The organism is Pseudomonadota bacterium (genome assembly GCA_016719885.1).
GTDB lineage: Bacteria > Pseudomonadota > Gammaproteobacteria.
On sequence record JADJYF010000006.1, the window covers coordinates 328,521 to 354,816 of the forward strand.

The following is a 26,296-nucleotide window of genomic DNA, read 5'->3' on the forward strand; positions in this document are numbered from 1 at the left end:
ACTCAGGCCGCGACTTCGGCAATCGCGACGCGCGCCGCGCTTTCCACTTTCTGCGCGATGTCGTTGGCCATCTCCTCGACCAGCGCTGAATCCCTGCCCTCGACCATCACGCGGATCACCGGCTCGGTGCCCGACGGACGCAGCAGCACGCGGCCACTGTTGGCAAGACGCGCTTCGGCCTGGGCCACGGCACGCTGCACGTCGGGCAGCGACATCACGTCGACCTTCTTTTCCATGCGCACGTTGACCAGCGTCTGCGGGCACTTCTGCATGCCGCTCTTCAGATCGTGCAGCGACTGCTCACCACCGATCATCGCTTCCAGCACCTGCAGCGCGGAGATGATGCCGTCGCCGGTGGTGGTGAGATCGAGACAGATGATGTGGCCCGAGGACTCACCGCCCAGGGTCCAACCGCCGTCACGCAGTTTTTCGAGGATGTAACGGTCACCGACCTTGGCACGTTCGAAGCCGAGACCGATGGTGCGAATCGCCTGCTCGAGTCCCAGGTTGCTCATCTGCGTACCGACCACGCTGCCGCGCAGCTGGCCGGCCTGCTGACGCCGGCGCGCGATGATGAACACCAACTCGTCGCCATCGACGAGTTCGCCCTTGTGATCGACCATGATCAGGCGGTCGCCGTCACCATCCAGCGCCACGCCGACATCGGCGCCGTGCTTCAGCACCGCCGCCTGCAGGGCGCTCGGATCGGTGGCGCCGCATTCGTGATTGATGTTGAAACCATCGGGCGTATTGCCGAGCGTGATGACCTGCGCGCCCAGTTCCGAGAACACCGCCGGCGCGATGTGATAGGTCGCGCCGTGGGCGCAATCGACCACCATCTTCAGGCCCGCGAGGCTGATGCTGGAGCGCACCGTACCCTTGCAGAATTCGATGTAACGTCCGGCCGCGTCTTCCACGCGCCGCGCCTTGCCGAGTTCGCGCGAGGCGACGGTCTCGAGCGGCCGATCGAGCTCCGCTTCGATCTCGAGTTCGATCTCATCGGGCAGCTTGGTGCCCGCATGGGAGAAGAACTTGATGCCGTTGTCGTCGAAAGGATTGTGCGAGGCGCTGATGACGATGCCGGCCTGCGCATGAAAAGTGCGGGTGAGGTAGGCGATGCCGGGCGTCGGCATCGGCCCGAGCAGGTGAATGTCGATGCCAGCCGCCGACAGCCCGGCTTCCAAGGCGGATTCGAACATGTAGCCCGACACGCGGGTGTCCTTGCCGATCAGCACCTTCTGGCGACCCGGCGCATGGGCGCTCAATACGCGGCCTGCGGCCCAGCCCAGCTTCATGACGAAATCGGGCGTGATCGGATGTTCGCCGACCGTGCCACGAATCCCGTCGGTACCAAAATACTTGCGCTTGCGCTCGCTCATGAAATGCACCTCGCCCAGCCGCAGGCCAGAAATCGTTTGAAGCGTTTTTTGAAAAGTAGCAGTAGCGCGGGAGTGGCGGCCGTGATTCCCATCACAGCCGCACTACCGGTTCGAGGTCTTATAGCGGCAACAAGTTAACAAGCGTTAACTCGAGGCACTCAATGCAGGCTGGCGGGCCCACCGATTTTGCCATCCTTGCCTTTGTCGGTGGTGGGCTTGTCTTCGACGTCGGGCCCACGGGCGCCGCGCGAAGAATCGTCGTCCATCCAATCTTCCGGCGGTCGCGGTGTGCGCCCCATCATGATGTCGTCGATCTGTTCGACACCGAGCGTTTCGTACTTGATCAACGCCTCGGCCATCACGTTGAGCTGCTCCATATTGGTTTCGAGCAGCGTGCGCGCGCGCTGGTAGTTGCGATCGACGATGTCACGCACCTCCTCGTCGATGAGGTGCGCGGTTTCATCGGACACCATCTTGTGCTGGGTGACCGAGCGCCCGAGAAACACTTCTCCCTCGTCATCGCTGTAGGTCATCGGACCGAGCTTGGCCGACAGGCCCCAGCGCGTGACCATGTTGCGCGCGATGTCGGTGGCGCGCTCGATGTCGTTCGACGCGCCGGTCGTGACGGCGGTCGGCCCGAATACCAGTTCCTCGGCGATGCGGCCGCCGAACAAGGTCGAGATGCGGCTTTCCAGCGATTCCTTGCTGGAGCTGTAACGATCTTCCTCGGGCAGGTACATGGTGAGGCCGAGGGCCCGACCGCGCGGAATGATGGTGACCTTGTAGACCGGGTCGTGCTCGGGCACCAGGCGACCGACGATGGCATGGCCGGCCTCGTGGAACGCGGTCAGGCGCTTTTCCTTGTCGCTCATCACCATCGAGCGGCGCTCGGCGCCCATCATGATCTTGTCCTTGGCCTTCTCGAATTCCTCCATGTCGACCAGCCGCTTGTTGGAGCGCGCCGCGAACAGCGCCGCCTCGTTGACGAGGTTGGCGAGGTCTGCGCCCGAAAAGCCGGGTGTGCCGCGCGCCAGGATGGCCGGCTTGACGTCCTCCGCCACCGGCACCTTGCGCATGTGCACTTTCAAAATCTGCTCGCGGCCGCGGATGTCCGGCAGCGGCACCACCACCTGGCGGTCGAAACGGCCGGGTCGCAGCAGCGCCGGGTCGAGTACGTCCGGGCGGTTGGTGGCGGCGATGATGATGATGCCTTCGTTACCGTCGAAGCCATCCATCTCGACCAGCAACTGGTTCAGGGTCTGCTCGCGCTCGTCGTGACCGCCGCCGAGGCCGGCGCCGCGATGGCGACCGACCGCGTCGATTTCGTCGATGAAGATGATGCAGGGCGCGTGCTTCTTGGCCTGCTCGAACATGTCGCGCACGCGCGAGGCGCCCACGCCGACGAACATTTCCACGAAATCCGATCCGGAGATGGTGAAGAACGGCACCTTGGCCTCGCCGGCGATGGCCTTGGCGAGCAGGGTCTTGCCGGTACCGGGCGAGCCGACCATCAGCACACCACGCGGGATCTTGCCGCCGAGCTTCTGGAACTTGCCGGGGTCCTTCAGGAAGTCGACCAGTTCCTTGACCTCTTCCTTGGCCTCGTCGACGCCGGCGACATCGTTGAAAGTGATGCGGATCTGGTCTTCGCCAAGCAGCCGCGCGCGACTCTTGCCGAAGGACATGGCGCCGCGGCCACCAGCGCCGCCCTGCATCTGGCGCATGAGGTAGATCCACACGGCAATCAGCAGCAGGAAGGGGAACCAGGAAATGAAGATCTGCATCAGCAGGCCCTGGCGGTCCGGGGCCTGGGCCTCGATGCGGACGTTGTTGTCGAGCAGGGTGCCGATCAGGGGACCGTTGTCGGATTCCGGGCTGTAGGTAAACAGGCGAGAACCGTCATGCATCTCGATTTCGATGGTCTGGCCATCGAGCAGCACCTTGGACACCCGGCCGCTCTTGGCCTCGGTGACAAAATCGGAATAGTCGATAGCCCGCGAGGCGCCGTGGCGGGGCGTGAAGTTCTGGAATACCAGCATCAGCACCAGGGCGATGACGATCCAGAGGACGAGATTTCTAGCCATATGAGCCTTGATTACTTCCGGTAAGCCCGTGCCGTTCCACAGCGCGTGCCTGCGGAGAATGCAGCCCTAGGGGCAGAAAAACTATATACCATATTGTTTTGCCACGACATAAAACTCCCGAGACTCGGCCCGCGAAGCTTCGGGCTTGCGTCGCGAAACGTGACCGAAGCACCCCTTGATACGCTTCACGAGCAGTTCTGTATCGGCAAACTGAAAGAGTTTTATGAGCAGACTGCCGCCGGGTCGCAAGAGTTCATCGGCGAGGTCGAGGGTAATCTCCGCCAGTTCCACCATGCCGGCCTCGTCACGGTCCTTGAGCCCGGTGATATTGGGGGCCATGTCGGACATTACAAGGTCGAGCTTGCCGCCGACCGCGGCGATCACTTGCGACCGCACGGCCGGGTCACGGCAATCGCCGTGGATGAAGGTCGCGCCCGGCACCGGTTCCATGTCGAGGATGTCGAGCGCCACCACCTTGCCGCGCGGGCCGGCGAGTTCGACCGCGACCTGGGTCCAGCCGCCGGGGGCCGCCCCCAGGTCCAGCACCGACGCGGCGCCCCGGATCAGTTGATCCTTCCTGGCCAGTTCCTGGAGTTTGTAGGCGGCGCGCGACCGGTAGCCGTGCTGGTCGCGCTGTTTGACGAACGGATCCTTGTCCTGGCGTTGCAGCCAGCGGCTGCTGGAACCGCGGCGCGCCACTTCAGCGGCCTAGCAGGCTGGTGAAAAACGTAGCGAGCGAAGGCAGTTTGCGTTCCGCCGGCGCGCAGGAACCGCAGCGTATATGGAAATACGTGAGGATTGTGCTGAAGTGTCCGAGCACCGACGGGACGCAAAATGTCGAGCGCAGTAGTTTTTCACCAGCCTGTCAGATGTACTGAACGCTGAGCACTTCATACTCGATGTCGCCGCTCGGCGCCTTGACCACCACGGTGTCGCCCTCGCTCTTGCCAATCATGGCGCGCGCGATCGGCGAGTTGACCGAAATCATGCGCGCCTTGACGTCGGCCTCGTCCTCACCGACGATTTTCCACGTCACTTCTTCGTTGGTCTCGACGTTCAGCAGTTCGACGGTGGCGCCGAACACCACCTTGCCTTGGGCGTTGAGCTTGGTGACGTCGATGATCTCGGCGTTGGACAGCTTGCCTTCGATGTCGTTGATGCGCCCCTCGTTGAAGCTCTGCTGCTCGCGGGCGGCATGGTACTCGGCGTTTTCCTTGAGGTCGCCATGGGCGCGCGCCTCGGCGATGGCCTGGGTGATGCGCGGGCGGTCCTCGGTCTTGCGGCGCTGCAATTCCTCGCGCAGGCGCTGCGCGCCTTGAGCGGTCATCGGCGTCTTGTTCATGCGTTGCACTCCCGATGCAGGTCCTGCAGGCGGCGGACGTCCCCGGTGCCGGTGTCGGCCAGGGCCATCACCGCGGCATGGGCGCCCGCCATGGTGGTGGTATAGGCGACGCGATGATTGAGCGCATTGGTGCGAATCATGTAGGAATCGCCAATCGCCTGCTTGCCTTCCGTGGTGTTGATGATGAGATCGATTTCATCGCTCTTGATCATGTCGACGATGTGCGGCTGGCCTTCGCCGACCTTGTTCACGCGCTGGCAATCCACGCCCGCCTCGCGCAACGCGGCGGCGGTGCCTTGCGTGGCGATGATGCGGAAGCCCTGGTTGATCAACAGGTGGCCCAGTTCGATGGCGGCCGGCTTGTCGGCATCGCGCACGCTCAGGAATGCATTGCCGGTGCTGGGCAGCGCCATGTTGGCGGCCTGCTGGGCCTTGCCGAAAGCTTCGCCGAAGGTCGCGCCTATGCCCATCACCTCGCCGGTCGATTTCATTTCCGGGCCGAGCAAGGGATCGACGCCGGGGAACTTGACGAACGGGAACACCGCTTCCTTGACCGAGTAATAGGGCGGCGTGCGTTCCTGGTCGGCGTTCTGCGAGGCGAGTGACTCGCCGAACATGCAGCGCGCCGCGACATAGGGCAGCGACAGGCCGATGGCCTTGGACACGAAGGGCGCGGTGCGCGAGGCGCGCGGATTGACTTCCAGCACGTAGATGTCGTCGCCCTGGATGGCGAACTGGGTGTTCATGAGGCCGATCACGTTCAGACCGCGCGCCATGGCCGCAACCTGGCGGCGCAGTTCGTCCTGCATGGCCGGCGTCAAGGTATGGGGCGGCAGCGCGCAGGCCGAGTCGCCGGAATGGACGCCGGCCTGTTCGATGTGCTCCATGATGCCGCCGATCAGCACGTCCTTGCCGTCGCAGATGGCGTCGACATCGACCTCGATGGCGGCTTCCAGGAAATGGTCGAGCAGCACCGGCGAGTCATTGGAGACCGCCACCGCCGCCTGCATGTAACGCTCGAGGTCGCGATCGTTGTAAACGATTTCCATCGCCCGACCGCCCAGCACATAGGACGGTCGCACCACCAGCGGGTAGCCGATCTCGGCGGCGCGCGCCGTGGCTTCGCCGGTCTCGCGCACGATGCGGTTGGGCGGCTGGCGCAGACCTTCGCGTTCCAGGAACTGCTGGAAGCGCTCGCGATCCTCGGCCAGGTCGATGGAATCGGGCGAGGTGCCGATGATCGGCACGCCGGCCGCTTCCAAGGCGCGCGCGAGTTTCAACGGCGTCTGGCCGCCGAACTGCACGATGACGCCGCGCGGCTTTTCGACGTGCACGATTTCGAGCACGTCTTCCAGCGTCAGCGGCTCGAAATAGAGGCGGTCCGAAGTGTCGTAGTCGGTCGACACCGTTTCCGGGTTGCAGTTGATCATGATCGATTCAAAGCCAGCGTCACGCGCCGCCATCGAAGCCTGCACGCAGCAGTAGTCGAACTCGATGCCCTGGCCGATGCGGTTCGGTCCGCCGCCCAGCACGATGATCTTCTGGCGATCGGTCGGCCGCGATTCGCACTCTTCCTCGTAGGTCGAGTACATGTAGGCGGTGGTGGCATCGAACTCGGCGGCGCAGGAATCGACGCGCTTGAACACCGGCCGCACGCCCGCCGCGTGACGGCGCGCGCGCAAATCGTTTTCCGTCACGCCCACCAGCGTGGCGAGACGCGCGTCGGAGAAGCCCTTGCGCTTCAAGGCGCGCAGCCGCGGCGCATCGAGCGCAGCAGCGCCGCCGGCGGCCACCGCCACTTCTTCGTTGACGATGTCGGCGATGGCAGTCAGGAACCACATGTCGATGCGCGTCATCTGGTGCACATCGGCCAGCGAATAGCCGGCGCGGAACGCCTCGCCCACGTACCAGATGCGCTGCGCGCCGGCGGCGGTCAGTTCGCGGCGCAGGCGCACGTCGGTCAATTCAATCTTGCTGGTGTCGATTTCATCGAGCCCGGTAGCGCCGGTCTCGAGACCGCGCAGCGCCTTCTGAAACGATTCCTGGAAGGTGCGGCCCATGGCCATCACCTCGCCCACCGATTTCATCTGGGTGGTGAGCCGATCCTCGGCCTGCGGGAATTTCTCGAAGGTGAAACGCGGGATCTTGGTCACCACGTAGTCGATGGTCGGCTCGAAGGACGCCGGCGTCGCACCGTCGGTGATTTCATTGCGCAGTTCATCGAGCGTGTAGCCGACCGCGAGCTTGGCGGCGACCTTGGCAATCGGAAAGCCGGTGGCCTTGGAGGCCAGCGCCGAGGAACGCGACACGCGCGGGTTCATCTCGATGACGATCAGGCGGCCGTCGTCGGGATTGACCGCGAACTGCACGTTGGAGCCGCCGGTATCGACGCCGATTTCGCGCAGCACCGCGATCGAGGCGTCGCGCATGATCTGGTATTCCTTGTCGGTCAGCGTCTGCGCCGGCGCGACGGTGATCGAGTCACCGGTATGAATACCCATCGGATCAAGGTTTTCGATCGAGCACACGATGATGCAGTTGTCGGCGCGATCGCGCACGACTTCCATCTCGTATTCCTTCCAGCCCAGCACCGATTCCTCGAGCAGGATCTCGGTGGTGGGTGAAGCGTCGAGACCGCGGCGGCAGGCCTCGTCGAAGTCTTCCTTGTTATAGACGATGCCGCCGCCCGAGCCGCCGAGCGTGAAGGACGGACGGATGATGACCGGGAAGCCGAGCTCCTTCTGCGCGGCGCGGCAATCCTCGAGATTGTGCGCGATGAAGGAGCGTGCGCATTCGAGACCGATGCGGCTCATGGCTTCGCGGAACTTGGAGCGATCCTCGGCCTTGTCGATGGCTTCCTCGGACGCGCCGATCAGTTCCACGCCGAATTTCTCCAGCACGCCTTCACGCGCCAGATCGAGCGCGCAGTTGAGCGCGGTCTGGCCGCCCATGGTCGGCAGCAGCGCATCGGGGCGTTCGCGTTCGATGATGGACGCGACGGTCTGCCAACGGATCGGTTCGATGTAGGTGGCGTCCGCCATGCCGGGGTCGGTCATGATGGTGGCCGGATTCGAATTGACCAGCACCACGCGGTAGCCTTCGTCGCGCAGCGCCTTGCACGCCTGCGACCCCGAATAGTCGAATTCGCAGGCCTGGCCGATCACGATGGGCCCGGCGCCGATCAGCAGGATGGTCTTGATGTCGTCACGACGCGGCATGGTTCAGCGTCCCGCGCGCGCACGCGCAATCTGCGAGATGAAACGATCGAACAGCGGCTGCACGTCGCGCGGTCCGGGGCTGGCCTCGGGGTGGCCCTGGAAGCTGAAGGCCGGCAGCTCGCGATGGGCGATGCCCTGCAGCGAGCCGTCGAACAGCGAGCGATGGGTGGCGCGCAGGCTGGCCGGCAGGCTGGCCTCGTCGACCGCGAAGCCGTGGTTCTGGCTGGTGATCAACACCCGTCCGTCGTCCAGATCCTTGACCGGATGGTTGGCGCCGTGATGGCCGAACTTCATCTTCACCGTGCGCGCGCCGCAGGCCAGCGCCAGCAGCTGGTGACCGAGGCAGATGCCGAACACCGGGATGCCGGTGGTCAGCAGTTCGCGGATGGCGTCGATGGCGTAGGTGCAGGGCTCGGGGTCGCCCGGGCCGTTGGACAGGAACACACCGTCGGGTTTGCGCGCCAGCACCTCGCCGGCCGGCGTGGTGGCGGGCACCACTTCGACTTCGCAGCCGCGGTCGGCCAACAGGCGCAGGATGTTGTGCTTGACGCCGAAATCGTAGGCCACCACCCGGTAGGGCGTGGCGCCCGGCGCGCGATGCGCATTGGTTTCCAGCACCCAGCTGCCTTCGCGCCAGGTGTAGGCTTCATCGGTGGTCACGACCTTGGCGAGATCGGCGCCGGCGAGGCCCGGAAAGCCACGCGCGGCGGCGATGGCGGCGGCGTCGGTCGCCTCCGGGCCGGCGGCGATGCAGCCGTTCTGGGCGCCCTTCTCGCGCAGCACGCGGGTCAGCTTGCGGGTGTCGATGTCGGCGATCGCGACCACGCCCTGGGCGCGCAGGAAATCGCTCAAGGACGCGCTGGAACGCCAGTTGCTGACCGCCGCCGAGGAGTCGCGCACCACCAGGCCGCTGGTGAAGGCGCGGCGCGATTCGAGATCCTGGAGGTTGACGCCGGTGTTACCGATGTGGGGATAGGTCAGGGTGACTATCTGCTGGGCGTAGGAGGGATCGGTGAGGATTTCCTGGTAGCCCGTGATGGCGGTGTTGAATACCACCTCGCCGATGCCGAAACCGGCAACGCCGATGGAACGGCCGTGAAAAACAGTGCCGTCGGAAAGCGCTAATACAGCTGAATCGCTCACAATCTTACCCACATATGCAAAGCGGGAGGCAGCCACATGACTGCTCCCGCTCGATGCCCGGCATTGTACTTGACCGGCCAGATCCAAGGAAGGACCATCGACCGTTGCCTCGCCCATGAGCCGCGCCATGGACATCGTTTTACTGAGCCCCGCCACCGCCCACGACGCGCTTGTCGAAGGCGAAACCCGCGTCTGCACGGTCACGACCGACGTCGGAGCGCGGTCGCTGCTGCTGGTGCGCTGGACCGGCGAGACCCGCGCCTACCTCAACAGCTGTCCGCACCAGGGCGTGCGCCTCGACTGGCAACCGGGCGTGTTCCTCGATGTCGAGGGCCGGCATCTCATGTGTTCGATGCACGGCGCGCTGTTCGCGCCGCGCGACGGCCACTGCGTGAGCGGGCCCTGCCAGGGCGCCGCCCTGCTGGCGGTGCCGCTGTTCGAGCAAGACGGGCTGCTGGGCGTGGCGGCCGACGTCGCGCTGCCGGCCAGCGCACGCGGCTTCAGTTCTGCTGGGGGTCGGGACTCGGTGCCATCGCCGCGCGATAGCGCTTGATGCGGTGGCTGATCTCGATGGCGACTTCCAGCGCGCGCTTGCCGTCCTCGCCCGTCACTTCCGGCAGGCCACCGTGGCGCACCGCGTCGACGAAGGAACCGATCTCCGCCTTCAGCACGTCGGTGCTGCCGACCGTCGCGGTCTCGAACGTCACTTCGCGTTGTTCCTGCGCTTCGCGGCCGTCGGTGACGGTGCCGATGCGCAATTCGTGGTTGGCGTAGTCGATGGAGAGGTAGCCGCCGCGCTGGTAGACCTTCATGACCCGCGCCGGCTCCTGCGAGACGCGGCTGGCGGCGAGTTCGGCGATGCAGCCACTGGCGAATTCGAGGCGCGCGTGGGCGATGTCGATATCGTCGGTCACCACCGCCGTGCCCGAGGAATGGATGGCGCGCAGCGGGCTGCCGACGATGCTGAGCACGATGTCGATGTCGTGGATCATGAGATCGAGCACCACGTCGACCTCGGTGCCGCGCTTCTTGTAGGCGGCGAAGCGCTGGGCCTCGATGAGACGCGGCGTGTCGACGCGCTCGCGCAGCGCGCGCACCACCGGGTTGAAGCGTTCGAGGTGGCCAACCTGCAGCACCAGCTGACGGCTGGCGGCGATCTGGATGAGGGTTTCGGCTTCGGCGACGGTCGCGGTCAGCGGCTTTTCGACCAGCGCATGCACGCCGGCCGCGAGGCAGTCATGGGCAATCGGGAAGTGGCGCGCCGGCGGCACCACGATGGAGACGAGGTCGACTTCGCCGAGGATGTCGCGGTAGTCGGTGACGGAGCGCGTGCCGTACTTGGCGGCGACTTCAGCGCCGCGCGCGGCGTCGGTATCGGCCACGGCCACCAGTTCCACGCCATCGAGCTGCGTGTACTTCTGTGCGTGGAAATTGCCGAGGTATCCGACCCCGATGACAGCGGCCCGCAATGCTCGCATATGCTCACCCGCGACGCCGGTGGCGCCCAACGGCCCCGGCTTTGGCGCGAGTATACCCGAGCGCGGCTCAGTCTTTCAGGCCCAGCACGTCCTGCATGTCGTAGAGCCCGGGCCCCTGCGCCGCCAGCCAGCCGGCCGCGCGCAGCGCGCCGGCGGCGAAGGTCGAGCGGTCGGAAGCCTTGTGGGTGATCTCGATGCGCTCGCCGTCACCGGCGAACAGCACGGTGTGATCGCCGACGATGTCGCCGCCGCGGATGGTCTCGAAACCGATGGTCTTGCGATCGCGGGCGCCGGTGCGTCCTTCGCGGCCATAGACCGCGCAGGTCTTGAGGTCTCGGCCGAGCGCGGCCGCCAGCACTTCGCCCATGCGTACCGCGGTGCCCGACGGCGCATCGATCTTGTGGCGGTGATGGGCTTCGATGATCTCGACGTCGAAATCATCGCCCAGCACGCGCGCCGTGAGATCGAGCAGCTTGAAGCACAAGTTCACGCCGACGCTCATGTTGGGCGCGAACATGATGGGCACGTCGGCCGCCGCTTGCCTGATCTTCGCCACCGCGTCGCCGAAGCCGGTGGTGCCGATGACGATGCGCGTGCCGCTCTTGCGACACAGTTCGAGATGGGCGAGCGTCGATTCGGGCACCGTGAAATCGATCAGCACATCGGACGCCGCCAGCGCCGCGACGGGGTCGGCCGTGATCGCGACGCCACTTGCCTTGACACCGGCCAGCAGGCCGGCATCGGCGCCGAGATGGGGTGACGAGGGATGCTCGAGGGCGGCGCTCAACACCAGGCCCGGGTGCTCGGCCAGCAGCGTGACCAGCATGCGGCCCATGCGACCACCGGCGCCGGCAATGGCGACGCGCGTTCTGTTATCCGGCATGTCGCCTTCTCCTTGTGATTGATCGGGCCGGTTTTCAGGAAAACTTCATTTCCTCGAAGAACTTCTTCACGCCGTCCAGCCACGAACTCGCACGCGGGCTGTGGGTGTTGCCTTCGCCGTTCAGCGATTCGCCGAACTTGCGCAGCATTTCCTTCTGTTCCTTGTTGAGGTTGACCGGCGTCTCGACCGCCACGCGGCAGATGAGATCGCCCACCTGCCCGCCACGCACCGAGCGCACGCCCTTGCCGCGCAGGCGGAACATGCGGCCGGTCTGGGTCTCGGGCGGGATCTTGAGCATCACGCGCCCCGACAGGGTCGGCACTTCGAGTTCGCCGCCCAGCACCGCGGTGACGAAATCGATCGGCACTTCGCAGCGCAGGTCGGTTTCCTCACGGGTGAAGATCGGATGGTCCTTGACCACCACGTTGACATACAGATCGCCCGGCGGCCCGCCGTTCTGTCCCGGTTCGCCCTCGCCCGACAGGCGAATGCGATCGCCGTTGTCGACGCCGGCCGGCACCTTGACCGAGATGGTCTTGTTGCCGCGCGTCTTGCCATTGCCATTGCAAGTGCCGCAGGGGTCGGAAATGGTCTTGCCGCTGCCGCGGCACTTGGGGCAGGTCTGCTGGACGGAGAAGAACCCTTGCTGCATGCGCACCTGGCCGGCGCCGCCGCAGGTGCCGCATTGGTCGGGCGCCTTGCCGCTGCGCGAGCCCTTGCCGCCGCAGGTTTCGCAGCCGACCAGGGTCGGCACGCGGATCTTGATCTCGCTGCCGGCGACTGCGTCTTCGAGCGTCATCTCGAGGTCGTAACGCAGATCGGCGCCGCGATAGGCGCGCGAACCGCCGCCGCGACCGCCGCCGAAGATGTCGCCGAACACGCTGTCGAAAATGTCACCGAAGCCCGCGCCGCCGAAGCCGGCGCCAGCCTGCTGATCGACACCGGCATGGCCGAACTGATCGTAGGCCTGGCGCTTCTGCCGGTCGGACAGCATCTCGAACGCTTCCTTGACTTCCTTGAAGCGTTCCTCGGCCTGGGGATCGTCCGGGTTGCGGTCCGGATGGTATTTCATCGCCAGGCGGCGATAGGCCTGTTTGATCTCCGCCTCGCTCGCCTTGCGCTCGAGGCCGAGAACTTCGTAGTAATCACGCTTGGCCATCGCGTTCCATATCCGTAGTGAAAAGAACTCTTATCAAAACGCGGGCCCGGCGAGGCTCATCGCCAGGCCAGGCCCGTCGCCGCACGTCGTGGGGAAGACTTACTTGTCGTCTTTGACTTCTTCGAAGTCGGCATCGACGACGTTGTCGGCCGCGCCGCCTTCGGGGCGGGCGCCGCCGCTCGGACCGGCACCGGGAGCCTGCTGGTCGGCCTGGTAAGCCTGGCCGGCAATCTTACCCGAGACTTCCCCGAGTTGCTGCGTCTTGGCCTCGATGTCGGCGACGTCCTCGCCGGCCATCGCCGCCTCCACCGCCTTGATCGCGTCTTCCATCTGCTGGCGGTCGGCGTCGGAGATCTTGTCCTTCAGATCTTCCAGCGACTTCTTCGATGCATGCACCAGGGAATCAGCCTGGTTGCGTGCGCCGACCAGCGCCTGGAACTTGCGGTCTTCCTCGGCATGGGCCTCGGCATCCTTCACCATCTGCTGGATTTCCTCGTCCGACAGACCGCTGGAAGCCTTGATGACGATCGACTGCGCCTTGCCGGTCGCCTTGTCCTTGGCCGACACGTTCAAGATGCCGTTGGCGTCGATGTCGAACGCGACTTCGATCTGCGGCACGCCGCGCGGCGCCGGCGGAATGTCGGCCAGGTCGAAACGGCCCAGCGACTTGTTGGCCGAGGCGCGTTCGCGCTCACCCTGCAGCACGTGCACGGTCACCGCGGTCTGGTTGTCGTCGGCGGTCGAGAAAGTCTGCGAGGCCTTGGTCGGGATGGTGGTGTTCTTCTCGATGAGCTTGGTCATGACGCCGCCCAGGGTCTCGATACCGAGCGACAGCGGCGTGACGTCGAGCAGCAGCACGTCTTTCACGTCGCCGCCCAGCACGCCGGCCTGGATGGCCGCGCCCACCGCCACCGCCTCGTCGGGGTTGACGTCCTTGCGCGGCTCCTTGCCGAAGAAATCCTTCACCACCTGCTGCACTTTCGGCATGCGGGTCTGGCCGCCGACCAGGATCACGTCATCGATGTCCTTGGCGCTCAAGCCCGCGTCCTGCAGCGCGATGCGGCAGGGCTCGATGGTGCGGTTGATGATTTCATCGACCAGCGACTCGAGCTTGGCGCGCGTGATCTTGACGTTCAAATGCTTGGGACCGGTGGCATCGGCCGTGATGTAGGGCAGGTTGACGTCGGTCTGCATGCTGGACGACAGCTCAATCTTGGCTTTCTCGGCCGCTTCCTTCAGGCGCTGCAGGGCGAGCGGATCGTTGTGCAGGTCGATGCCCTGCTCCTTCTTGAACTCGTCGGCCAGGAAGTCGATGAGACGCAGGTCGAAGTCCTCGCCGCCGAGGAAGGTGTCGCCATTGGTCGACAGCACTTCGAACTGGTGCTCGCCGTCGACCGACGCGATTTCGATGACCGACACGTCGAAGGTACCGCCGCCCAGGTCGTAGACGACAATCTTGGCGTCGCCGCCGCGACGGTCCATACCATAGGCGAGCGCGGCCGCGGTCGGCTCGTTGATGATGCGCTTGACCTCGAGGCCGGCGATGCGGCCGGCATCCTTGGTGGCCTGGCGCTGCGAGTCATTGAAATATGCCGGCACCGTGATGACCGCCTCGGTGACCGCCTCGCCGAGATAATCCTCGGCGGTCTTCTTCATCTTCATGAGCACGCGCGCCGAGATCTCCGGCGGCGCCATCTTCTTGCCCTTGACCTCGACCCAGGCATCGCCGTTGTCGGCCTTGGCGATCTTGTAGGGCACCATGTTCTTGTCTTTCTGCACCACGTCGTCGGTGAACTTGCGCCCGATCAGGCGCTTGACGGCGAACAGGGTGTTCTTGGGGTTGGTGACCGCCTGGCGCTTGGCGGACTGGCCGACCAGCACTTCGTCGTCACCGCTGAAGGCCACGATCGAGGGCGTGGTACGCGCGCCTTCGCTGTTTTCGATGACCTTGGCCTTGCCCGCTTCCAGTACCGCGACGCAGGAGTTGGTCGTGCCTAAATCGATTCCGATGATCTTGCCCATGGTGTGCCTCTATTTCTGAACCTGTTGCCGAGCCCGCCGCGCGGACCCCGAATTGCCAATCAAAGTGGGGCGAGCCGCCCCGAATTCAAGCCTTGCTCAGGCGTCCGCGCTCTTGGCCACCACCACCAGCGCGGGCCGCAGCAGGCGCTGGTTGAGCAGGTAGCCGCTCTGCATGACGCGGGTCACGGTGCCGGGGGCGACGTGGCTGGCCTCTTCCATGGTCATGGCCTGGTGGAATTCGGGGTCGAAACGCTCGCCCTCGGGGTGGATCTGCTTGATGGACAGCTTCTCGAAGAAGTCGTCGAACATCTTGATGGTCATGGCCATGCCCTCGGTGAGGGTCGCGACCTCGGTGGCGGACATCGCCGCCTTGAGCCCGAGATCGAGGCTGTCCTTGACCGGCAGCAATTCGTGGATGAAGCGCTCGAGGCCGTACTTGTGGGCCGATTCGAGGTCGCGCTCGGCGCGCTTGCGCTGGTTGTCCATGTCGGCGCGGCCGCGCAGGACCTCGTTCTTCAGTTCATCGACCTGGGCGCGCAGGCGGCTGACTTCGGCCGCCAGTTCGTCGGCGCTGGCGAGGCTTTCGCCCTCATGGGTGGCATCGTCGGCGGTGGCCAGGTTGTCGCTGTCGGCCCGGGATTCTTCAGTCACGCTCATAACCTTATCTGCTGGAAATTGGAACAAATCGACCCCTCGCACGCAGTCGCGCGCGCTCCGGGGCCCGCTCGGCCCCGGCGAGTCGAGGGTCAAATGGGGATCAGCTGCGGGAATTCAAGGCGGTGCTGAGCATCTTCGCCGTGAGGTCGACGATGGGGATGACCCGCTCGTATTCCATGCGCGTCGGCCCGATCACCGCCAGCACGCCCAGCGTGCGGTGGCTGTCGGCATAGGTCGAGGTCACCACGGAGCACTGGTCCAGCACCTCGTAGCCCGATTCCTCGCCGATGAAGATCTGCACGCCGGAGGCGGACAGGGCCTGGTCCAGGAGGTGCAGGATATCGCGTTTCTGGTTGAAAGCCTCGAACAATGCGCGCAGGCGCTCGATGTCCGACAGCTCGTTGATCTCCATGAGATTGGTCTGGCCGGCCAGCACGTAGTCCTTGTGCGTCTCGTTGTCGACGAAGACCTTCTGCGTCATCTCGATGACCAGCGCCATGAGATTGTTCATTTCGTCGCGGGCGGCGGCCATTTCCTTGATGAGGCGCGCCTTGACCGCGTCGATGTCGCGCCCGGCGAACATGCTGTTCAAGTAGTTGGCGGCCTGCGTCAGCTCCGACTGGCCGTAGGTGCGGTTGGTCTTGATGATGCGATTCTCGACCTCGCGGTCGTTGGTCACCAGGATCGCCAGCACGCGGTTGTCGTTCAGCGACAGGAATTCGACCTGGCGCAGCGCGCGCCGGTCCGACACCGGGATCATGACGAGGCCGGCCAGGCGCGTGACGTCCGACAGCATTTTCGAGGTGTTGCTGAGCAGGCCCTGGATGTCGTCGTCGCTTTCGAGACTCGACTCCATGTGCCGGATCTCGTTGTGGCTCAAATTGCGGAACGTCACCATCGAATCGACGAACAGGCGGTAGCCCTTGACCGTCGGCACGCGGCCGGCCGAGGTATGCGGCGCCATGATCAGGCCCATGTCCTCGAGATCGGCCATGACGTTGCGGATGGTGGCCGGGCTCAAGTCCAGTTTCGCGTCGCGCGCCAGGGTGCGCGAGCCCACCGGCTGCCCGTCGGCGATATAGCGCTCGACCAGCAATTTGAACAGGTACTGCGAGCGCTCACCGAGCTTCATGTCTGTGTTGATGCGTGCCATGGTGCGGTCGGTGATCCAGGCTGGTTGCCGGAAATCTAACACCCTCGTGTGGGTCATGCAAAACCACGTTGCCGGTGAAATCGGCAAAGTGCTAAGTTCCCCGCCACTATCATGAGCGGGCCACAGCAAACCATGTTCACGCGCATCGGGATCGTGACGCGAACGCACGAACCGGCGGTCAAAGGTGCGCTAGAGCGCGTTATCGCGGTGTTGAACCGGCGCGGCGTCGAAACCCTGATAGACACCGTCGCCGCCGGCCACGACCCGGGCGGCAACTATCGCGTGGTGCCCAGTCCCGAACTCCCGGATTTCTGCGACCTGGTCATTTCCATCGGCGGCGACGGCACCCTCTTGCAGTGCGCCGGCCTCATCTACCCGCGGGACGTGGCGCTGGTCGGCATCAACCTCGGGCGCCTCGGCTTTCTGACCGACCTCTCGCCGACCGACATCGAGGGCGGCCTGGACGCCGTGCTGAACGGCGATTTCCTGTCGGAGGAGCGCGCGGTGCTGGGTTGCGAGGTGGTGCGCGACGGCGAAGTCATCGCCACCACTGACGGCTTGAACGACGTGGTCGTGCAGAAATGGAACACCGCGCGGCTCATCACCCTCGAGACCTATGTCGATGGCCAGTTCCTGCACGCGCAGCGCTCCGACGGCATGATCGTCGCCACCCCCACCGGCTCCACTGCCTACGCGCTGTCGGGCGGCGGCCCGATACTCGATCCGCGCACCCACGCGCTGGCGCTGGTGCCAATCTGCCCGCACACCCTCACCAACCGGCCGATCGTGGTCAGCGACGCGGCGCACATCGAGATCCATGTCGCGACCGACCGCGAAGACGAGTCGCGCGTGACCTGCGACGGCAACTCGATACTCGATCTGCTGCCGGGCGATTGCGTGCGCGTGGCGCGCCGCGCGCGCTCGGTGCGCCTGCTGCATCCGGCCAACCACGATCACTTCGCCACCCTGCGCGCGAAGCTCAACTGGGGGGCGTGAGGCCTTGCTCAAAACCCTCACCGTGCAGAACCTCGTCGTGGTGCGTCATGTCGACGTCGAATTCGGCGCGGGCCTGTCGGTGCTGTCGGGCGAGACCGGCGCCGGCAAGTCGATCCTCATCGAGGCGCTGGGCCTTGCGCTCGGCGAGCGCGCCGACAGCAAGCTGGTGCGCGCCGGCGACGATCGCGCGACGGTCACCGCCGTGTTCGATATCAGCAAGGCGCCCGGCGTGCGCGCCCTGCTCGCCGAACACGCGCTCGACAGCGACGACGAATGCGTCCTGCGCCGCATCGTGCTGCGCGACGGCGGCTCGCGCGCGTTCTGCAATGCCAGTCCCATTCCCGTGCAGCTCATGCACGACATCGGTACGCAGCTGGTCGATGTGCATGCCCAGCACGCCAGCCAGCAACTCATGAAGCGCGACGTGCAACGCGAGTTGCTGGACGCCTACGGCGGCCACCACGCCGCCCGCGAAGCAACCCATTCCGCCTGGCAGCAATGGAAAGACGCCCACGAACACTTGCTGGCGCTGGAGCGCGCCGGCCAGGACCGCGATCGCATCGAACTCGTGCGTTACCAGCACCAGGAGCTCGAACAGGCCAAGGTCGACGCCGGCGAAATCGAAAAGCTGGAGAGCGAGCATCGTCGCCTCGCCAACGGCGCCGCCAACCTCGAGCAATACGCTGCGCTGCGTGGCCTCATCGCCGATGACGAGGACGGCGCGCTGTCACGTCTGCGCGCCGCGGCCGGCCGCGCGCGCAATCTCGCCAAGCGCAGCGAGCACAGCGCGGGCCTGGTCGAATCGCTGGAACAGGCGCTGGTGTGCGTGGAAGAAAGCGTGGCCGAACTCGAACGCCTGGAAGGCGGCGTAGAAATCGATCCGGCACGCCTCGCCAGGCTCGACGACCGCATCGCCGCCCTGCACGCGCTGGCGCGCAAGCATCAGCTCGGCCTCGCCGAACTGCCGGCCTTGAAAGCGCGCCTGGAAGCTGAGCTCGCGGCCTTCGACAAGGGCGCGGCCGCGCGCGACGCGCTGGAGGCGGCCTGCGCCGCGGCCCTGGCGGCCTACCACGATGCGGCGGCGGCCCTGGCCAAGGCGCGCCGCGCCGCCGCCAAGCGCATGAACACCGAGATCACGCGCCGCATGCGCGAACTGGGCCTGCCCCACGCCGAGTTCAGCGCCACCCAGAGCGTCGCCGGCGATGCCAGCCCACAGCCGCACGGCAGCGATCGCATCGAATTCCTGGTCACCACCAACCCCGACCAGACGCCGGGCCCAATCAACAAGGTGGCGTCGGGCGGTGAACTGTCACGCATCGGCCTCGCCATCCAGGCCGCCACCGCTCGCCATGCCGGCATCCCGGTGGTGGTCTACGACGAAGTCGACACCGGCATCGGCGGCACCACCGCCAACATCGTCGGCCGCACCCTGCGCGCCGTGGCGCGCGAATGCCAGGTGATCTGCATCACCCACTCGCCGCAGGTGGCGAGCGCCGGCGATCAGCACCTGGTGGTCAGCAAATCGGTACAGGGCGGCATCACCGAGACCCAGATCCGGACCTTGGACAGGAAAACCAGGGAACAGGAGATTGCGCGCATGCTGGGCGCGGCCGAGGCGACGGCGGCCAGCGTGGCCCACGCCAGGGATTTGATTAAGACCGCGACGGGGGGTGGATGAGCGCCACGCTTTCGAATGTCGGATGTCAGACTGAAGTCTGACCCACAAGGACGGGCAACTTCTTTTGTGGGTCAGACTTCAGTCTGACACTCGCAACGTCCCCCGCTTACGCGGCCCCGCCCTTCGGCCGCACGTACAGCACCAGGCTGTGATCCTTCAGCTCGTAACCGTGCTTGGCGCAGATCTCGCGCTGGCGGCGCTCGATTTCCTCGTCGAAGAACTCGATGACCTCGCCGGTATCGAGCCGCACCATGTGATCGTGATGAGCGTCCTGCGCCATTTCGAACACCGCGTGGCCGCCGTCGAAGTTGTGGCGTTGCACGAGGCCGGCGGCTTCGAACTGCGTCAGCACCCGGTAGATGGTGGCGAGACCGACGTCTTCCCCAGCGTCGATGAGCGCCTTGTAGACGTCCTCGGCGCTCATGTGCCGGTCGGTGTTGCCTTCGAGGATTTCCAGGATGCGCAGCCGCGGCAGGGTCGCCTTCAGGCCCGCTTTCTTCAGTTCCTGCGTATCCATGACCTGTCGGCGCTCTCATCACTGGGGATAGGCGAAGGATAGCATCTTCGCGTCGGCGCGAGCCGCTGTGCTAGGATGCGCCAGCCCGCCGCGACGGCGACATCCGTGCAGTAATCCGGCATCGAGGATGGTCCATCCCGGCAGACGCGTGGTGACCGTCGGGTTCCGACAGCCGCGCCCGTGATCCTCAGCAAGCGACCTTCCATGGCCAAAACCTTATTCATCGTAGCGCTGTTCCTGCCCCTGCTTGCCGGCTGCTCGGCGCCGCGCGTGCGGGCACCATCAGTCGGCGACCTGCCCTTCGTGCACAAAATCGATGTGCAGCAAGGCAACGTCATCACCCAGGAGATGGTCGCGCAGCTGCGCAAGGGCATGGACAAGAAGAAGGTCCAGTTCATCATGGGCACGCCCATCATCAAAGACACCTTCAACGACGAACGTTGGGATTACGTCTACACCTTTCAGCACCGCGGAGGCACGGTGGAAAAGCGCCGCATCACGCTGGTGTTCGCCGACGACAAGCTCGACCGCGTCGACGGCAATGTCAAAGCCGCCGCGGGCGAGATCGAAGTCGAGTTGCACCAGGACACCACGGTCGACGTGCCCAAGAACCGCGGCCGCGGCGTGATGGCGCGCATCAAGGACACCATCCCCTTCACCGGCGACAAGGACGACAAGGACGACAAGAACGAAGGCAAGGACAAGGACGCAGCCAAGGACAAGGACGGCGCCGACAAAACCGCCAAGGGCGGCGAGAAGCCGGCGAGCGGCGACAAGTTGGCCGCCGCCAAGACGCCGGGAGTCGCGGTACCGGAAGACCCGGATGCCGAAAAAGCGCTGCCCGCGCCGATCGAGAATCCCTACGAGAACATCCAGGCCGCGCCCGGCGAGGGCGTGGTGGTGCCGCCGGACGCTCCCCGTTACCGGCAGAAGCGTGGCCTCGGCACCCGCGTGCTGGGCGTGTTCGGCCTCGGCGATTCCGACTACGTGCGGCCCACACCGCCTGAGAAGCCGCCGGAACCGCTGGTCAAGCGTCCGGAGCCGGAAGACGAGTAAAATTTCCTACGGCCCGGCGTCGCGCGGCGGCTTGCGGCGCACGCCGCGACGGCGGCGAATGGCCTTGGGGTCGTCGGCCAGCGGCCGATGGATCTCGACGCGGTCTCCTTCACCGAGCACGGCGTCCATCCCACACGGCACGCCGAAGATGCCGTAGCGGAATTCCCGCGTCACCTCCGCCGGCCAGCGCTCGAACACCCGTGCCCGCTCCAGGGCGCCACGCACGGTGGTGCCCTGCGGCACATCCAACGAAACCATCCACTGTTCGCCCGGCGCGGCGTACACCACGTCCACGTGGACGCGCTCAACGCCCATAGACGGCGTAGGCGCGGGCCTTGAAGGCTTCCACCAGCGAATCGGCTATCGGCTTGAAGGCGGTCGCGAAGACCTTGCCGAGCAGCTTGCCGCTGAATTCGAACTCGAGTTCCAGACGCACCATGCTGCCGCCGTCGGCCGGTTCGAACTGCCAGTGTCCGTGCAAGCGCGAGAACGGCCCGTCGACCAGCGCCAGGGTGATGGCGCGGCCCGCTTCGAGGCGGTTTTCAGTGGTGAAACTCGCGTCCAGCGGGCCCTTTTTCAAACGCAGACGGGCGCGCATGCGTTGCGCATCCTGGCTGAGGATCTCGCTGCCGGCGCACCAGGGCAGGAATTGCGGATAGGCCGCGACATCGTTGACCAGCGCGAACATCTGCTCGGCGGAAAACGGCACGAAGGCCATGCGTCGCACCGTCGTCATGCCGGCCGCCGGTGACCCGGACAGGAATTGGGGAAATGGGGATGACATGCCGAGGCTGTCGGCCACAGAACAAAAATCTTCATCGGCTGCCATTTTCGAAGATCGGGGCCGTGCCGACAAGAACTCAAGGCGAGGGCCGCGACGGCCGTTAATCAAAAGGTCCATTCCAGGCCCCGTTCATGGCAAGTTCGCCACAGACCGCTACTTCATTGCCGTCAGCCATCGGCCGCTTCCAGCCCATCCGAGTGCTCGGCCATGGCGGGCAGGGCGTGGTGTACCTGGCGTTCGACCCCAAGCTCGATCGCGAAGTCGCACTCAAGGTGCTCAATCATCGCGCGCGCGACCCGGCCAAGCTGCTCAACGAAGCGCGCAACGTCGCCAAACTCGATCATCCGAACATCGTCGGCATGTTCGAAATCGACCTCGACGCGCAACCGCCCTACCTCGTTTACCAGTTCGCGCCCGGGCGACCGCTGGCCGAATTCGTCGGCGGCGGCGGCGAGTCGATGCCGACCAAGCGCGTGGTGGAGGTCATGATCCGCGTGCTGGACGCCATCCACTACGCCCATGGCCAGAACGTCCTGCACCGCGATCTCACGCCGGCCAATATCCTGCTCGACGACAGCGACCAGCCGCGCATTCTCGATTTCGGCATCTCGGTCGCGCTCAACGACTCCACCGGCCGCCACGACATCGCCGGCACGCCCAATTACCTGGCGCCGGAAATTCTCAACAATCAACCCGCCGGGCCGGGCTCCGACCTGTTCGCGCTGTGCGTGGTGATGCACGAGATGCTGACCGGCAAGCGGCTGTTTCACGCCGACAGTTCGATGGCGGTGATCTACAAGATCATCAACGAGCGCATCCTGCCGCCGTCGATGAGCCGCGAGGGCATCGATGCGGCGCTCGACGCGGTGGTGATGAAGGGCCTGGAAAAAGATCCGACGCAGCGTTTCCAGAGCGCCGGCGCGATGCGCGACGCGCTCAAGGATTACCTGCAACCGCAGACCGCGAACGCTCCCGCCGCGCCGGCCACCGGCAGCAACGATGTCAAGGGTGCGATTGCCTTCCTGCAACGACGCATGACACGCAAGCCGGATTTTCCGGCGGTGTCGCGCCATATATCCGAGATCAACAGCAAGGCCGACGCGCGCGCGCAAAGCCACGTGAACGACCTGGCCGGCACCATCCTCAAGGACTATGCCCTGACCACCAAGCTGCTGAAGGTGGTCAACTCGGCGGTCTACGGCCAATACGGCGGCTCGATCAGCACCGTCAGCCGTGCCGTGGTAATCCTGGGCCTCGAACAGGTGCGCGCCATCGCGCTCGGCATCATCATTTTCGAACACATGCGCAACGGCGACCAGGCCGCGCAGCTCAAGGATGCCGCCTGCACCTCGTTCCTGAGCGCGATGCTCGCGCGCAGCATCTGCCAGGGCGAACAACCGCGCTTCAATTCCGAAGAAGCCTTCATCGGCGCGATGTTCCATCGCCTCGGCCGTCATCTGGCCATCTACTACTTCCCCGACGAGTATCGCGAAGTGCAGGCTTTGATCGAAAGCCGCGGCATGGACGAAGCGGCCGCAGCGCGCGAAGTGTTCGGCGCGGACTTCCACGAGTTCGGCGTCGCCATCGGCCGCGAATGGAACCTGCCCGACAGCATCCTGCAGGCCATGCGTCCGCAGCGTGCGGGACGGGTGCGCGCCGGCGCCACACCCGAACAGCTGATTGCGCAGTTTTGCGTGTTCAGCAACGAGGCCGCCGAAATCGCCAGCGGTGACGGCCGCGACATGGAGCAGCAGCTCAAAAGCCTGCTCGAGCGCTACGGCGATTGCGTGAAGATAGACACGCCCAAGCTCAAGGCCACCGTCATCGACGCCGTCAATGCCACGCGCGAATACGCGGGCATGATACGTACCGAACTCGCCACCGCGCCGCTGCTCGGCAAGGTCGAACGCGCGATGCGCGACAGCCGCGACGACAGCGCGGCGCCGTTGGACGAGGAACCCGGCGACGCGCCGCTGGATGCGCAGGCCACGCAACGCTTCCTGGTGGAATCCGAGGCCGAACGCGGCGTGCGCCGTCATTCCTTCCTGACCAACGCCATCGCCGAACTGACCAACGCCATCATCGAGCGCGCCTCGGTCAACGACATGTTCACCATGGTGCTGGAAGCCTTGTTCCGCAGCATGGGCTTCGACCACGTGGTGCTGATGATCCGCGACCCGGCGCGCAAGTCCTTCGTCGCGCGCTTCGGCTTCGGCACCGACATCGAAGCCCTGAAGCCGAGCTTCGAATTCCGCGCCGAGGGCGGCGACGACATCTTCACTGCGGCCGTGCAGAAAGGCCGCAACGCGGTGATCGTCGATACCAACGATGAACGCTATCGCGACTCCATCCCCGAATGGTGCCGCAAGCTCACCCAGCCGCGTTCCATCCTGGTGTTCGCGGTGCTGGTCAACAAGGTCTGCATCGCCGTCATCTATGCCGACTGCTGCAGCGACACCATCCGGGTGAACGCCCAGGAAGTGCAGTTGCTGAACACCCTGGTCAAACAGCTGACCCTGGGCGTGCGTCAGCGCTGACCGCAACGGCCGTGGCGAGCGCCGATGGGGCTATAATGCCGCCCCCAGAGCCACGCCACAGCCGACAGCCAGCGCGACCATGAGCGGTAAATCCAGCAAAGCAAAGCAGCAGCCGAGTTCGATCGCGCAGAACCGCAAGGCGCGCCACGACTTCACCATCGAAGATACCTTCGAGGCCGGCCTGGTGCTCGAAGGCTGGGAAGTGAAAGCCGCGCGCGCCGGCAAAGTGCAATTGCGCGACGCCTACGTGCAGTTCAAGAACGGCGAAGGCTTCCTGTTCGGCGCCCTCATCAACCCCTTGCCGTCGGCCTCGACCCACGTCAATCCCGACCCCGGCCGCTACCGCAAGCTGCTCATGCATCGCGTCGAACTCGACCGCATGATGGGCGCCATCGAGCGCAAGGGCATGACCGCGGTGGCGCTGGCCATCTACTGGAAGAACGGCCGCATCAAGGCCCAGATCGGCCTCGCCCGCGGCAAGAAGCAGCACGACAAGCGCGCCGCCGAGAAGGACCGCGACTGGGGCCGCGAAAAGGGCCGCATCTTGAAAGGCGGGAGGTAATCCCCATCTTCCTGTACACTCACCTTTCCCCGGGGGCGTCACGGTTTCGACGTGGGTATGAAACCCAAGGGGCATGCCGAGGCGCAGAACACCTCGTAAATCCATCTGCAGCCAATTTAGTTGCCAACGACGACAACTACGCACTCGCTGCTTAAAACCCAGTAGGGTGCCGTCTGACCGGAGCCGTGCTTGTGCGTCCGTCCTCAGGCGTCATATCTCACAAGATCGCGACGGAAGCTCGTCCAGGGCAGAAGCGCTAAAAAAACACTGGACTCGCTGTCTGTCTTCCCTGCCGGTCGGGTAGCAGCCAGTTAAATCAATGATTCGGCTAAGCATGTAGAACCGACGGCAGAGGACTTGCGGACGCGGGTTCGACTCCCGCCGCCTCCACCATAAATGGATAAGCCAATGATTGAATTGATTGGCTTTATCCTGCCTTCTTCGATGCTATTGCGACTCGCCTAGTACAACGTTTTGGGTGCGGAGCGAGGTCGCCGTCACCAGAGGCCCCCCCCCTCCTCATCTTCAGCATCCGCCGATGGAGGATTCAATTTTCGGATTTCCGTCCGAAGCCCTCCTGCGCCCATACTTCGGGCAACGAGAAATTAAAAAATCGCTGGATGCCGAGCGCTTGTCCGAGGCCTTTGGAAATCTTCAATCCGTCATTGACGAATACGTCGCTGAGAAGCTCACGCCACCATCTTGCTGGACGGCCAAGACGCACGAGGAGAACAAGGCCATCTTCGAGCTATTGGTTGCACTCGTTGGCGATGTGCCTGTGAGCACAATTGATGGGGCTGTTGCACGCCACGTTAAGCAAACTGTTCAGAAGCTCCCTCCCAACATGAACAAGTCCCCGCTCTACCGGAATAAGTCGGTGAGCGAGGTTGTCGCCATGAATCCAGCCGACACGCTGGCAGTAAACTCAGTTAACAAATATCTCAATCGGATTTCGTCGCTTTTTGATTGGGCTTTTGAACCAGCGCTACGTTTCGTTTAATCCGTTTTCTGGCCTTGGTCTCAAGAAATCCAAAAGAGCACATGAGGAGAAAGACGAGTTTAGCCAAAGCGACTTGGCAGCTCTTTTCGGATCTGAGATTTTTGCCCAAGGTGAATTTCGACATCCCTACTATTACTGGCTCCCCCTACTCGGCCTGTACACGGGCGCTCGCCTGGAAGAAATCTGCCAGTTGCACCGACGACATTCGGAAAGAAGGAGGAAGTCTGGGTTATCGACATAAACGACCAGGACGAGAAACGCATCAAGACGGGCGCTGCACGGAGACTTGTTCCTATTCACTCTGAGCTACAACGGTTAGGCCTTTTTGGAATATGTGGACGAGCTTCGTAGCAAGGGCGAAACGCGACTCTTTCCAGAACTCAAACGCCAGCGGGACGGCTACTCTCAAGCCGCCGGAAGTGGTTTAACGGACGCTACCGTCATGTTTTGGTGTTTCGCATTGCAAGAGGACGTTCCATAGTTTCCGGCATACGTTCATCAACTACCTAAAGCAGAAGGACCAGGACGAAAAGAAAAATTGGAGGGCTCGTGGGCCAGTCTGATTCCTCGGTGACGACGGGACGGTACGGCAAGCCCTACCCTCCAGAAACTCCTGATTGAACTCGTGAAGATAGTTCGATTTCGGCT

At 64.6% G+C, this 26,296-nt stretch carries 22 protein-coding genes and 1 other RNA gene; 8 read left to right on the forward strand and 15 right to left on the reverse strand.

Features of this window, described 5'->3' with window-relative positions:
* Positions 1–2 precede the first annotated feature (2 nt).
* The 6 genes from glmM to carA all read right to left on the reverse strand — a co-directional run bounded on the left by glmM (position 3) and on the right by carA (position 9,166).
* Positions 3–1,379 carry a phosphoglucosamine mutase gene (glmM, locus tag IPM80_08970; protein ID MBK8958557.1) on the reverse strand — a complete coding sequence of 459 codons (1,377 nt, stop codon included), beginning with the start codon at positions 1,377–1,379 and terminating at the stop codon, positions 3–5.
* A gap of 158 nt (positions 1,380–1,537) precedes the next feature.
* Complete coding sequence (ftsH, locus tag IPM80_08975) at positions 1,538–3,463, reverse strand: ATP-dependent zinc metalloprotease FtsH (protein MBK8958558.1); 1,926 nt, start codon at positions 3,461–3,463, stop codon at positions 1,538–1,540.
* An 81-nt stretch (positions 3,464–3,544) separates the two neighbouring features.
* Positions 3,545–4,162: an RlmE family RNA methyltransferase gene (locus tag IPM80_08980; protein ID MBK8958559.1), complete on the reverse strand. Its 618-nt coding sequence runs from the start codon at positions 4,160–4,162 to the stop codon at positions 3,545–3,547.
* A 166-nt stretch (positions 4,163–4,328) separates the two neighbouring features.
* Positions 4,329–4,805, reverse strand: coding sequence for a transcription elongation factor GreA (gene greA / locus IPM80_08985; protein MBK8958560.1), 477 nt, complete (start codon positions 4,803–4,805; stop codon positions 4,329–4,331).
* Positions 4,802–8,023, reverse strand: a complete 3,222-nt coding sequence (gene carB, locus IPM80_08990; protein ID MBK8958561.1) for a carbamoyl-phosphate synthase large subunit — start codon at positions 8,021–8,023, stop codon at positions 4,802–4,804. The genes greA and carB overlap by 4 nt, the downstream gene beginning before the upstream one ends.
* A 3-nt stretch (positions 8,024–8,026) precedes the next feature.
* Positions 8,027–9,166, reverse strand: a complete 1,140-nt coding sequence (gene carA, locus IPM80_08995) for a glutamine-hydrolyzing carbamoyl-phosphate synthase small subunit (protein ID MBK8958562.1) — start codon at positions 9,164–9,166, stop codon at positions 8,027–8,029.
* Positions 9,167–9,293: 127 nt separating this feature from the next.
* Here carA and IPM80_09000 point away from each other — a divergent pair, with 127 nt between their 5' ends.
* Positions 9,294–9,719: a Rieske (2Fe-2S) protein gene (locus tag IPM80_09000; GenBank protein ID MBK8958563.1), complete on the forward strand. Its 426-nt coding sequence runs from the start codon at positions 9,294–9,296 to the stop codon at positions 9,717–9,719.
* On the opposite strand, the gene IPM80_09005 is transcribed toward IPM80_09000, so the two are convergent.
* From IPM80_09005 to hrcA, 6 genes are all read right to left on the reverse strand, one after another.
* Positions 9,667–10,644, reverse strand: a complete 978-nt coding sequence (locus IPM80_09005; protein MBK8958564.1) for a Gfo/Idh/MocA family oxidoreductase — start codon at positions 10,642–10,644, stop codon at positions 9,667–9,669. The two genes, IPM80_09000 and IPM80_09005, sit on opposite strands and share 53 nt — an antisense overlap.
* A 67-nt stretch (positions 10,645–10,711) precedes the next feature.
* Positions 10,712–11,527 (reverse strand): 4-hydroxy-tetrahydrodipicolinate reductase, encoded by an 816-nt coding sequence (dapB, locus tag IPM80_09010; protein ID MBK8958565.1) that lies wholly within the window; start codon positions 11,525–11,527, stop codon positions 10,712–10,714.
* 34 nt (positions 11,528–11,561) lie between these two features.
* A complete protein-coding gene (gene dnaJ, locus IPM80_09015) occupies positions 11,562–12,686 on the reverse strand; it encodes a molecular chaperone DnaJ (GenBank protein ID MBK8958566.1) in 1,125 nt (374 codons plus the stop codon).
* 99 nt (positions 12,687–12,785) lie between these two features.
* Positions 12,786–14,708 carry a molecular chaperone DnaK gene (gene dnaK / locus IPM80_09020; protein MBK8958567.1) on the reverse strand — a complete coding sequence of 641 codons (1,923 nt, stop codon included), beginning with the start codon at positions 14,706–14,708 and terminating at the stop codon, positions 12,786–12,788.
* Positions 14,709–14,804: 96 nt separating this feature from the next.
* Positions 14,805–15,359, reverse strand: coding sequence for a nucleotide exchange factor GrpE (gene grpE, locus IPM80_09025; protein ID MBK8958568.1), 555 nt, complete (start codon positions 15,357–15,359; stop codon positions 14,805–14,807).
* 106 nt (positions 15,360–15,465) lie between these two features.
* Positions 15,466–16,518, reverse strand: a complete 1,053-nt coding sequence (gene hrcA / locus IPM80_09030) for a heat-inducible transcription repressor HrcA (GenBank protein MBK8958569.1) — start codon at positions 16,516–16,518, stop codon at positions 15,466–15,468.
* 132 nt (positions 16,519–16,650) lie between these two features.
* Between hrcA and IPM80_09035 the strand changes: the two genes are divergently transcribed.
* Together IPM80_09035 and recN are read left to right on the forward strand one after the other, a co-directional pair.
* Positions 16,651–17,514, forward strand: a complete 864-nt coding sequence (locus IPM80_09035; GenBank protein MBK8958570.1) for an NAD(+) kinase — start codon at positions 16,651–16,653, stop codon at positions 17,512–17,514.
* Positions 17,515–17,518: 4 nt separating this feature from the next.
* Positions 17,519–19,192 carry a DNA repair protein RecN gene (gene recN, locus IPM80_09040; protein ID MBK8958571.1) on the forward strand — a complete coding sequence of 558 codons (1,674 nt, stop codon included), beginning with the start codon at positions 17,519–17,521 and terminating at the stop codon, positions 19,190–19,192.
* A gap of 106 nt (positions 19,193–19,298) precedes the next feature.
* Here the strand turns inward: recN and fur are convergent, their stop codons facing one another.
* Positions 19,299–19,709, reverse strand: a complete 411-nt coding sequence (gene fur, locus IPM80_09045) for a ferric iron uptake transcriptional regulator (protein ID MBK8958572.1) — start codon at positions 19,707–19,709, stop codon at positions 19,299–19,301.
* A 204-nt stretch (positions 19,710–19,913) separates the two neighbouring features.
* On the opposite strand from fur, the gene IPM80_09050 reads away from it, so the two are divergent.
* On the forward strand, positions 19,914–20,765 hold the full coding sequence (locus IPM80_09050) for an outer membrane protein assembly factor BamE (GenBank protein MBK8958573.1): 852 nt from the start codon (positions 19,914–19,916) through the stop codon (positions 20,763–20,765).
* 6 nt (positions 20,766–20,771) lie between these two features.
* On the opposite strand, the gene IPM80_09055 is transcribed toward IPM80_09050, so the two are convergent.
* Together IPM80_09055 and IPM80_09060 are read right to left on the reverse strand one after the other, a co-directional pair.
* On the reverse strand, positions 20,772–21,059 hold the full coding sequence (locus tag IPM80_09055; protein ID MBK8958574.1) for an RnfH family protein: 288 nt from the start codon (positions 21,057–21,059) through the stop codon (positions 20,772–20,774).
* 10 nt (positions 21,060–21,069) lie between these two features.
* Positions 21,070–21,501 carry a type II toxin-antitoxin system RatA family toxin gene (locus IPM80_09060; GenBank protein ID MBK8958575.1) on the reverse strand — a complete coding sequence of 144 codons (432 nt, stop codon included), beginning with the start codon at positions 21,499–21,501 and terminating at the stop codon, positions 21,070–21,072.
* A gap of 179 nt (positions 21,502–21,680) precedes the next feature.
* Here IPM80_09060 and IPM80_09065 point away from each other — a divergent pair, with 179 nt between their 5' ends.
* The 4 genes from IPM80_09065 (at position 21,681) to IPM80_09080 (ending at position 25,648) form a co-directional block, all read left to right on the forward strand.
* The gene (locus IPM80_09065) at positions 21,681–24,086 is read left to right on the forward strand and encodes an HDOD domain-containing protein (protein MBK8958576.1); all 2,406 of its coding nucleotides are present in this window, start codon (positions 21,681–21,683) and stop codon (positions 24,084–24,086) included.
* Positions 24,087–24,165: 79 nt separating this feature from the next.
* On the forward strand, positions 24,166–24,648 hold the full coding sequence (gene smpB, locus IPM80_09070; protein MBK8958577.1) for an SsrA-binding protein SmpB: 483 nt from the start codon (positions 24,166–24,168) through the stop codon (positions 24,646–24,648).
* A gap of 31 nt (positions 24,649–24,679) precedes the next feature.
* Positions 24,680–25,041, forward strand: a transfer-messenger RNA (tmRNA) gene (ssrA, locus tag IPM80_09075).
* Positions 25,042–25,186: 145 nt separating this feature from the next.
* Entirely contained in the window at positions 25,187–25,648 is a 462-nt protein-coding gene (locus IPM80_09080; GenBank protein MBK8958578.1) for a hypothetical protein, read from the forward strand.
* Positions 25,649–26,296: the final 648 nt, after the last annotated feature.